Annotated in this window: 8 protein-coding genes; all 8 read left to right on the top strand. The window is 41.5% G+C overall.

Translation table 11 applies throughout. The features are described from left to right. Positions 1 to 315, top strand: a 315-nt coding sequence (locus ACJ751_RS20770; RefSeq protein WP_407747441.1) for a hypothetical protein, incomplete at its 5' end; no start/stop codon positions are given. Positions 316 to 326: 11 nt separating this feature from the next. Further along, positions 327 to 3,380 carry an efflux RND transporter permease subunit gene (locus tag ACJ751_RS20765; RefSeq protein ID WP_407747440.1) on the top strand — a complete coding sequence of 1,018 codons (3,054 nt, stop codon included), beginning with the start codon at positions 327 to 329 and terminating at the stop codon, positions 3,378 to 3,380. Positions 3,381 to 3,409: 29 nt separating this feature from the next. Further along, positions 3,410 to 4,189, top strand: coding sequence for an SDR family NAD(P)-dependent oxidoreductase (locus tag ACJ751_RS20760; protein ID WP_407747439.1), 780 nt, complete (start codon positions 3,410 to 3,412; stop codon positions 4,187 to 4,189). 144 nt (positions 4,190 to 4,333) lie between these two features. Beyond that, a complete protein-coding gene (locus ACJ751_RS20755) occupies positions 4,334 to 5,005 on the top strand; it encodes an RNA polymerase sigma factor (RefSeq protein WP_407747438.1) in 672 nt (223 codons plus the stop codon). Between the two features lie 5 nt (positions 5,006 to 5,010). Then, positions 5,011 to 6,189, top strand: coding sequence for a FecR family protein (locus ACJ751_RS20750; RefSeq protein ID WP_407747437.1), 1,179 nt, complete (start codon positions 5,011 to 5,013; stop codon positions 6,187 to 6,189). A gap of 32 nt (positions 6,190 to 6,221) precedes the next feature. After that, on the top strand, positions 6,222 to 8,840 hold the full coding sequence (locus tag ACJ751_RS20745) for a carboxypeptidase-like regulatory domain-containing protein (protein WP_407747436.1): 2,619 nt from the start codon (positions 6,222 to 6,224) through the stop codon (positions 8,838 to 8,840). A 10-nt stretch (positions 8,841 to 8,850) separates the two neighbouring features. Then, positions 8,851 to 9,831, top strand: coding sequence for a DUF4249 domain-containing protein (locus ACJ751_RS20740; RefSeq protein WP_407747435.1), 981 nt, complete (start codon positions 8,851 to 8,853; stop codon positions 9,829 to 9,831). Positions 9,832 to 10,172: 341 nt separating this feature from the next. After that, the gene (locus ACJ751_RS20735) at positions 10,173 to 10,679 is read left to right on the top strand and encodes a hypothetical protein (RefSeq protein ID WP_407747434.1); all 507 of its coding nucleotides are present in this window, start codon (positions 10,173 to 10,175) and stop codon (positions 10,677 to 10,679) included. The last annotated feature ends 141 nt before the right edge of the window (positions 10,680 to 10,820 follow it).

Genomic DNA, 10,820 nt, shown 5'->3' with positions numbered 1-10,820 from the left:
TTTCAGCTGGAACTGAAATTGAAATTAAAGGACATTAAACCGGCGGTGGGCATGTTTGGCAAAGCGGAAATAGCTACCAATCAGAACGACAATGTGAAGGTGATCCCATATGGTTCGCTGGTAGAAGCGGATGGCGACAAGGCATTTGTATTTACCCCAGACGGAACCGATAAGGTCAGGAAAATTCCGGTAATTATTTCAAAGGTCGACAATCAACACGTTTATCTGAGAGAAGGACTTGATGGCGTGAAAGAAATTGTGATCTCCAATAGTGCCTATCTAAATGAAAAATCTACAATTAAAATTATCAGGTAATAATTACAGCTATGAAGATCACAAATTTTGCCGTTAAAAACTATCAGTTCACGCTCATTATATTTCTGCTGTTTGCAGTAGTGGGTGTACTTACCTTGTTTACAATGCCCCGTTCGGAAGACCCCACCACACATGCGCCGCAGTATCTTATAACTGTCATCTATCCAGGTACCAGTCCCAAGGACATGGAGGAGCAAGTGGTAAAACCCATCGAGAACAAAATTTACGGTCTGGAAAATATCGACAAAATGCTTACTACCGTTGAAGATGGGGTGGCGGTCATTCAGCCGAAGTTCAAATATGGAGTTGATGTAAACAATAAGTACCAGGAGATCTCTACAGAAATAAATGCTTTAAAGAACAGCGAGCTTCCCAAGGATATCTATTTGATCAAAACAGAAAAGATCTCTTCGTCCGATGTCAAAATTTTACAGGTTGCATTGGTTTCGGATAACGCTTCCGATAAATTGTTGCGGGATGAAGCTGATATCCTGAAAACCCGCCTGGAGAAAATAACCAACCTTAAAGAAGTCAGGTATTTCGGAATGCCGGAACAGGAGATCCGGATCGATGTACAACTGGACAAACTGGCGCAACTGAAGATCCCGCTTACTATAGTTGTAGGTAGTTTACAAAGCGAAGCAGCAGACATTCCCGGGGGAAGCATCAACCTGGAGAGTAAGATCTTTAATGTAAAGACCAGCGGCAAATTTAAGAACGTGGAGGATGTTGCCAATACCGTTATCTACAATGCCAATGGAAAGATAATATATCTGAAAGATGTGGCTGAAGTAAGTTATAAAAACGAAATGGTGAACCATATTACCCGGGTAAATGGTCATCGTTGCGTACTGGTTACTGCAGCAATGAAAGACAATGTTAATATAGCGAACGTACAGAAGGAGTTTCTTCCCATACTGGATGAATTTTCAAAAGGATTGCCATCTAATATCCAGCTTGTCAAAACTTTTGATCAGGCTACTATGGTCTCACAACGGCTGGGACATCTCGGATTTGATTTTGCCCTGGCCATTCTTCTGGTAGTTATTACCTTATTGCCGTTGGGATTCAGGGCATCACTGATCGTAATGATCTCTATTCCGCTTTCTTTGGCATTAGGGCTTATAGCTATGAATTTATTGGGTTTTTCTTTGAACCAGCTGAGTATTGTTGGCCTCGTAGTGGCTTTAGGGTTATTAGTGGATGACAGTATTGTAGTGGTAGAAAATATAGAACGCTGGCTTAGGGAAGGACATTCACTAAAGGATGCTATTCTAAAAGGCACAAAACAGATAGGTGTGGCGGTAGTGGGATGTACAGCCACTTTAATAATTGCGTTCTTACCACTGGCCTTTCTACCTGATATAGCCGGTGAATTTATCCGAAGCCTGCCAATGGCAGTTATAACCAGTGTATTGGCATCGATGATCGTGGCTTTGACGCTTGTTCCATTCATTGGAAGTAGATTATTGAAAACGCACACCCATGGAGAAGGCAATTTTTTCCTTAAATATCTTCAAAGATTTCTGACTTACAGTTACCGGGGTATTATGCCTGTGGCTTTAAAATGGCCTAAAACAACCATCGGGATCTCATTACTACTAAGTGTGCTGGCTTTTTTCCTGTTTACAAAAACTGGTTTCAAACTTTTTCCCACCTCCGAAAAACCCATGTTCCTTGTCAATATCAAAATGCCATTGCAGGCTGATATTCCGGAAAGTGACCGGGTGACCAAACTCGTGGAAAATGAATTAAGGCAATACAAAGAGATTGTCTATTACACAAGCAATGTTGGTAAAGGAAATCCACAAGTATATTATAATGTACATCAACAGGATGTTAAGCCAGACTTTGCCCAGATCTTTGTACAAATGGATAATGAGGCCAGTCCTGACTCGAAAACAGCCTTAATCAAGCAGCTGAGACAAAAGTTCACCAATTTTCCTTATGCCAAAATAGAGGTAAAAGATTTTGAACAGGGAACGCCTATAGAGGCTAACATAGTAGTCAGGGTTTTTGGAGAAGATCCCAATAAGCTGCGTGAACTTTCCTTTAAGGTAGAGGATATTTTACGTAACCATCCAGGCACTGTTTATATCAATAACGAATTGAACACCTACAAATCAGATGTTAAAATAAAAATAAACAAAGAAAAAGCCCGCACCCTGGGTGTGCTTACAAGCGATATCGACAAAGTGATAAGAATGGCGGTAGCGGGATTAACGGTGGGTGATTATATAGACGACAGAGGCGATTCACGCAATGTTGTTATAACGCTTTCCAGAGATAAATTTTCAAACCTGGATGCATTCAAAAATCTGTATGTAAATAACATCCAGGGGGTTCCGGTTCTGGTTGATCAAATTGCAACCATTTCTTTTGAAACCTCGCCTACGGCCATCAATCATTTTAATAAATCCCGATTTGCCAAGGTTACCTCCTTAACCAAAGAAAAGGTATACGCAAATGATGTATTAAAGGATATTGTTCCACAGCTAAACAAAATTAAAATGCCGCCTGGCTATTATTATAAGTTATCCGGAGAAGCGGAATCGGAAGGCGATGCGCTGGGTGGGAATTTCCTGTCAGTTATTTTATTAAGCACATTCCTTTTTATCGGAGTGCTGTTATTGCAATTCAAAACTTTTAAAGGTATCATTATTGTGCTCTCTATTATTCCATTAGGAATTCTGGGAGGGGTGATCATGCTGCTTATCGCCGGTCATCCGATGTCATTGGTCTCTATTATTGGTTTTATTGGTTTGTCTGGTATACAGGTCAAGAATTCACTGTTACTCGTTGATTTTACCAACCAGTTGCGGGCTGAAGGACATAGTATAGATACCGCCATTAAAATAGCAGGAGAAACCCGTTTTTTACCGGTGGTACTTACTTCAATAACCGCCATATGCGGATTAATCCCGCTTGCGATGAACCCCAATCCGCTTATTTCACCATTAGCAATTGTATTGATTGGAGGACTAATCAGCTCTACGATACTTTCCCGGATCGTAACACCTGTAATGTATAAATTGATTCCGCCAACAGTTGAATCAGCAGAATAAAACTATCACCAACATAAAAACAAAATAAAATGAAAGAATATGTATTGCTCACAGGAGCATCGTCAGGCATTGGTTATGAAATGGCCACTCAATTAGCTGCGAAAAAATTGAACCTGATCCTGGTAGCCCGCAACGAAACCAAATTGCAGCAAATGCAAAAGGAACTAACTACCACGTATGGCATTTCGGTTCAATACATCGTTAAAGATCTGTCGGATGTGCAAGCTGCCATTGGCCTCTACAAAGATGTGCAACGGGAAAAGCTTTTAGTAACCGCCCTGGTAAATAATGCAGGCGTAGGTAACTACGGCCATTTTATTGAAACGTCACTGGAAGAAGAACTCAAAATGATCGAGTTAAATATTTCCAGTGTGGTAGCACTCACCAAATTGTTTGCAAAAGAAATGGCAAGCCGTAAGTCGGGCAAAATTATGAATGTGGCATCCCTGCTTTCATTTTTACCATTTCCTTATTACTCGGTTTACTCTGCTACCAAAGCATTTGTATTGGCATTTACAGAAACAATTGCCGCAGAACTGGAAGGCACAGGCGTTGTAGTGACAGCTCTTTGCCCCGGACCTGTAGATACTGGTTTTAATACAGATAAGATGCTCTCTACAAATAACTTTAAAGCAAATAAGCCAATGCATCCAAAAGTAGTGGCACAGCAAGGGGTGAAACTTCTTTTACATGGTAAGGGTAAAAAAGTAGTTGGCTTTACAAACTGGTTTATTTCAAACCTGCCACGTTTTACCCCTGATAGTATTATGATGAAGATCAAAAAGAATTTAGCCAGTCAAAAAAAATAATTGCTGGCATGCTTTGTACAAGGGCTGGTTTTACCCCGGCCGTGAAAAGATTTGATTTAAATATTTAAATGATATTATTTTGGCCTTTGAATCGTTGATCCGTGATCGTACCAGTTATGATCATTCTACTTAAAAACGCTTTAATTGGCTTCGAACAATAACAATACCGTACCACCGCCCGATGAAAAACAACTATTTCTGCAGGTTTCTGAAGGTGATGAAAAAGCCTTCGGAATCCTGTTTACTGTCTTCCTACCAAAATTATATCCGTTTATTATAAAGCTTGTTAAATCAGAACCTGGTGCACAGGAAATTATACAGGAAACATTTATCAGGGTATGGTTATCCCGGGATAAATTAAGCGAAATAGATAACCCCGGCGGTTGGTTGTACAAAGTTGCATCCAATGAATGCTATAGCTATTTACGAAAGAGCGTTTTAAATAATAAGTTTTTTAATACTATTACATTTGAACCTGACCCGGTAAACACCACACAGGAAAACTTTGCCTTAAAAGAATTGAACCGGCTTGTAGGTGAAGCTATCGATAAACTGCCCGCACAGCGAAAAAAAATTTACCGCATGAGCCGCGATGAGGGTAAGAGCATTCCCGAGATCGCTGCCATATTAAATCTCTCTCCCAATACGGTCAAGAACGCCCTGGTGACCGCCTTAAAATACATTCGGGAATACCTGGTCAAATACGGGATCATCTTCTTCCTGTTACTCATGGCCGAAAAAAATAAAAATATTTTTTCAGCCGATAGTCCTAAACCTTCCCCCACTCTTCTTATTAGTGATAGCAGGCATAAATAACAATAATGAGCAAACAACGATTAACCTGGTTACTGGAACAACACCTGGCGAATAAAACAACGGAGCAGGAACGGCAGGAATTGTACGAACTGGTGAAAGCCAACGACAATGATGAGCTGTTTAAACAGGTGTTGAGTGAGAAAATGCAAACAGAAACACCCGGTGTTCCTGTAGATGCAGCACCCTGGCAAAAAATGATCCAGGATATTGTGGGCATCGATAAAGCGCCTGCTCTACCTGTAAAAAGATCTGCCAATGTGTTTACATTATACCGGTGGGTGGCAGCTGCTGCCGTGTTAGTGCTGATAGGCACGGGCACCTATTTTCTTATGACCCGTACAACCAAACCAGCACTCACTGTTACAAAAAGCACGTTACCTGCATTACCAGTAACGCCGGTGAACAAAAACTCGTTGCTGCTCGCCGATGGGTCGCATATTTGGCTGGATGAAGTTAACAATGGAAAAATAGCGACACTGGAAGGAACCACTATAACAAAAAAGGATTCACAAATTATTTATACCACTACCAGTAACAGCCGGGAAACTTATTACAATGTGGTGTCAACAGCGCGCAGCGGCCAATATGAAGTGGTGTTGCCCGATGGCAGTCATGTATGGCTAAACGCAGCTTCGGCTATCCGTTTTCCTGCATCCTTTACAGGAAAAGAACGATCGGTTGAATTGCTGGGTGAAGCCTGGTTCGATGTTCAACATGCCGATAAGATCCCGTTTATTATTCATTCCGGCAATATGGTTACCTCGGTAATGGGTACTGCGTTTGATATTAAAGCTTACCCCGGCGAGCGGTCGATGATCGTTGCGGTGCAACGAGGTAAAGTAAAAGTACAGTCGGGCAACCAGTTACTGGCCACCCTGGAAAAAGGACGACAGGTAAAAGTAACAACCAATACAAGTCCTATTCAAAGCAACATCGATCCAGCCATCATTGCCGGTTGGCGAAAAGGCGACCTGTATTATAAAGATGAACGGCTGGCCGATATTACAGCCGATCTGCAAAGAGTTTTTAATGCATCCATTCAAATAAAAAAGGCATCCCTGAAAGAAGAGATCACTACAGTTTCTTTTAATAAAAATACGGGACTAGCCAAAGCGCTTGCTATTATCTGCCGCATTACAGATGCCAGGTTTTCTGTAAACAACGGAATATACATTATAGAATAAGCAACCTCACCTACTTACTTTTTATGAAAAAAATGAAACCAATTCTGGTATTCATATGCTGTACCTTTTTGTTAATCGGGAAGGTCCGCGCACAGGATATGGATAAAGTGACCATTAGTATTGAACTAAAAAATGCATCGCTTGAAGAAGCATTTACCAAAATTGAAAGCGGTACGTCTTTTAAATTCAATTATAAAACGGCCGATATAGCCGGCGTTAAAGGGATTAACTACAGGCAGCAGCATGTTACCGTAAAAAAATTACTGGCTGATATAACCGTCAATACCTCCCTGCAATTTGAGCAATTCGACAATTATATAGTGGTAAAAAAGACCGGCAAACAGTCATCACACAGCATAACCATTTATGGATTTGTTACGGCAGCCAATTCAGGCGAATCATTAATTGGCGCAACGGTAAATGTGGCGGGTAATAAAACCTATTCAACCATTACCAATGCTTATGGCTTTTATTCGTTAACAGTTCCTGCAGCCACCTATACGGTGAACTGTTCTTATGTTGGGTTCAAAGACATCGATACCACTGCCGATCTTCACCGAACTTACCAGCACAATATTCAACTGGTGTTGAATGAGCATACCCCTCTTCAGACCGTTGTAGTAGCTACAACAGCAAAGAAAAATCCTGTTAAAAATACGATCACGGGTTATCACCGGTTAAGCATTGCGGAGATCAAAAAGATCGCGATGCCCGGGGGTGAAGCGGATGTACTAAAGAGCCTTCAGTTTTTGCCGGGGATACAAACGTCTGCCGAAGGCACTACCAATTTATCGGTGCGCGGCGGATCGTATGATCAAAATCTGATCCTGCTCGATGAAGCGCCGGTATACAATCCCACCCACACCCTCGGCTTTTTTTCCGCCTTCAATACCGATGCGCTGAAAGATGTTGCTATTTATAAAGGCGTATTCCCTTCCTGGTATGGATCACGCTTATCTTCGGTGGTAGACGTGCGGATGAAAGAAGGCAACGCTAAAAAGTATACTGTCACCGGCGGCATCGGTTTCCTGGCAAGCCGTTTAACGATAGAAGGTCCCATTAAAAAAGAGCGATCTTCCTTTATTGTTTCGGGACGGTACAGCAATATCGGCATGTGGTTAAAAATTCCTCAGATAGCCGAAAAGATAAACCAGAATACAAAAAATAGCCGGGTATGTTTTTACGACCTGAATGTAAAATTAAACAAGCGGCTTGGTGCAAAAGACCGCCTTTATTTATCTGCCTATACCGGCTATGATAATTTTTTCCTGAACGCCCTTGATAAAGGAAACGAAATGAATTGGAGCAATACTACTGTTACCGCCCGGTGGAACCATATCTTTAATTCAAATGTATTTGCCAATACTTCCTTACTGTACAGCAACTACAAGTATTCATATGATCTGGTAGAAGATACCCGGAATTTTACCTGGCGCGCCAATTTAAAGGAGGTCACTCTCAAAACAGATCTCGACCTAACCATCAATGGCAACAACCAGGTAAAATTCGGTACCGGTATCACTGCACAGGATGTATTGCCGGGCCAGGTAAATCAAAAATCTGCCAGTTCTGCCTCAAAGGAAGTACAACTCAATAATCGCAGTTCAGCTCAATTATTTGCCTATATAAACAATGAGCAAAAAATAAGTAAACGCATCAGTTTGTCGTACGGACTTCGGGCTACCTGGTTTGCCGCGTTGGGCGATGCAATGGTATACCGGTATAATGCCGATAACTCAGATGTGATTGACAGCACTTATTATTCAAAGGGTAAAGTCATCAAATCCTATATGGGCATGGAACCAAGGGCCACTGCCAGAGTGCTGCTCTCCCCCACTGCTTCGTTGAAGTTCTCCTATGGCCGCAATTATCAGTTCCAGCACCTGTTAACCAATTCATCTGTTGGCTTGCCAACCGATCTTTGGATGCCTTCGGATCCCTACTTTAAACCTCAGTATGCCGATCAGTATGCGGCGGGCTTTTACAAAACCATTCTAAACGATTCTTACGAAGGAAGTATAGAAGGGTATTACAGAAAATCGTATAACATCACTGACTTCAAGGACAATGCTGAGGTTTTCCTGAATGATAAAATAGAAACGCAGGTTTTAACAGGCGGGCAAAAAGGGTATGGACTGGAGTTCATGCTGAAAAAGAACAGCGGCGCTTCAACCGGCTGGATAAGTTATACCTGGTCAAAGGCGCTGCGCCGTATTTATGGCGTAAACAATAACGAATGGTACCCGCCTACCTACGACCACCGCCACAATATTTCGTTTGTATATTCTTATGCTATTAATAAAAGAGCGAGTGTATCTGTGAACTGGATCTACAGAAGTGGTGGCCGCACCACTATACCATTAGGCACTTACATATTTAATGAGGCCAGGTGGTTATATTATGGTAAAAGGAACGAATATCAGCTTCCGGCCAGCCACCGGCTCGATATAAGCGCCACCTGGAAAACCAGGGAAAAACCAAACAGAAAATGGCAGAGCGAATGGGTGTTCAGTGTTTACAACGCGTACAACAGGCAAAACGTATTTGCTTTGTTCATAAGCCAGTCATATAATGGCTATACCAATACTAAAGCCACCCAGGTATATCTCACCGGCATTCTGCCATCAATCACCTACAATTTTAAATTTTAAACAGTACTATATGAATATGCGATGGAGTTTCATTTGTGTTGTTATTCTTTTGGCAGCCTGTACTAAAGACTATGATTTTAAACTGAAAGACACTACCCCGTTATATGTAATAGAAGGAAGGATCAGTGACTTGCAAGGTCCTTACTATATTCATATAACCAGATCAACCAGTTTATTAGGTTATCCGCTTGTAACTACCCAGGACGCCGATAGCTTTGATGCAGTACAGGGGGCGGAGGTTATTATTAAAGATGATCTGGGAACGGTTGATACCCTTATACCAGCCGCAGATGTTCTGCCAAGAATGCTCTATTTATATAATAACCACGTGATGGATTCCGATGTTCGGGCGTACCCAAGTAAGGTATACACCTATAAACGGGGTTATTACCAAACAACAAAGATCAAGGGCATGCCGGGGCACAACTATCAGCTGCATGTTCGCATAGGTGATTCCACTTTTCAGGCATCGGCGTATATGCCGCCTGTTCCTACACTTGATTCAGTAGCGGTAAAAGAAGATACCGTTGTTGACGCGGCCGGGGACAAAGGTAATTTACCCCTTGCCTGGTTCAGGGAACCGCAAGATGAAAAGAATTATTATATGCTGCAATTTTATTCGAATGTAGTTGAATACCCCTATAATGCGTTCCTTCTTGAATATAATAACTATTACAGCATTCCGTTTGTGGTCGATGATAAAATATTACCGCCGTATGTGAACGGATTATCTGTACAGTTAATTATACCAGACAGTTACCCATACTCCGGAGCGCCGCAATATTTTTCCTATTTAGATCGTGGTGTGCAAATAAGATTGTCATCTTTAACAAAAGAAGCTTTTGAGTATTTCAATGTGTTGCGAAAACAATTACAAACTGATGGCAATGTATACAAACCCACACCGGCTTCAGCAAGAGGGAATATCCAGGGTGGTGCGCTGGGGCTTTTCTGGGCATCCAGTATTTCTTATAAATTGATTTTGCCGTAGACAGCTCGTTTGCTCACGACCGAGTTAACCGAAATCAATTTTTTGGTCATTTTGCGCGGAATAGAATTATACATTAAAAAAATTCCTAAATTGCCTGCATAGGATAAGGTTTAATGGTTTAATGGTATTTGATTAGTACAGCAGCCTCCCAGGGGGAGGCTTTTTTTTTGGCTAAAAATAACTTTTGCGAATAGGTATGCTATACACGTAAACACGATAGAAAACCCGTGTTTTTCACGTATCCGGTTTCAAAAGATAGCCCTATCTTTTAGCGTATAACCTCCCCACTATACTTTCACATGGGAGAACACGATGGTTGCTCTGATTGGTAAAAATTGGTATTGTTATTTATTCTTAACCCAATAAATTTTACCTTGACACAAGAAGAACTCTTCAACACACCCGAAGCCCGGGCACAAGCCGAAAAAAGTAAAAAAAAGGCCAGAAAAACAGCCGCCAAACTAAAGCCTTCTGCAGAAGTGTGGGCCGTTATTAATGGCCTGGAATACCTCACTGAGGAAACAATAGAAATCCTTAAACAAAGAGGCCAGGAATGGCACGACAAGTGGCCGATTGGCGAACCACATTACAAGAGTGACGAAGATGGTTACCAGTTTGTCATTCATTCCAACCAGGTGGCAGAAATGTATAAGTGTCGTATTCGTAAAGCCCAGGAAATGCTAGCGGCTGTTCGCCTGGCGATAGGCAAAGATGAAGGTAGCTTTGTAAGTGTAAAGGAATTTTGCTTCATCCATAAAGAGGATGAAGAAGATTTTCGCCGGGCATTACGCAGTATCCAACAAGATTTCAGCATTGACTCAAAAAAGAGGCCGCCCAAAGAAAAATAACTTCATATATATATTGAGGCCGTTACTATATAGAAATCATACTCCACTATATATCTTCACCCCATTTCTATATAGAAATCACCCTCCACTATATATTTTCACCCGGTTTCTATATAGTAACGGTGCTTCACTATATATTTT

This window comes from Niastella sp. (assembly GCF_045805085.1).
Taxonomy (GTDB): domain Bacteria; phylum Bacteroidota; class Bacteroidia; order Chitinophagales; family Chitinophagaceae; genus Niastella.
The sequence above is the reverse complement of the archived record's forward strand: the minus strand, read 5'-3'. Positions and strand labels throughout refer to the sequence as shown.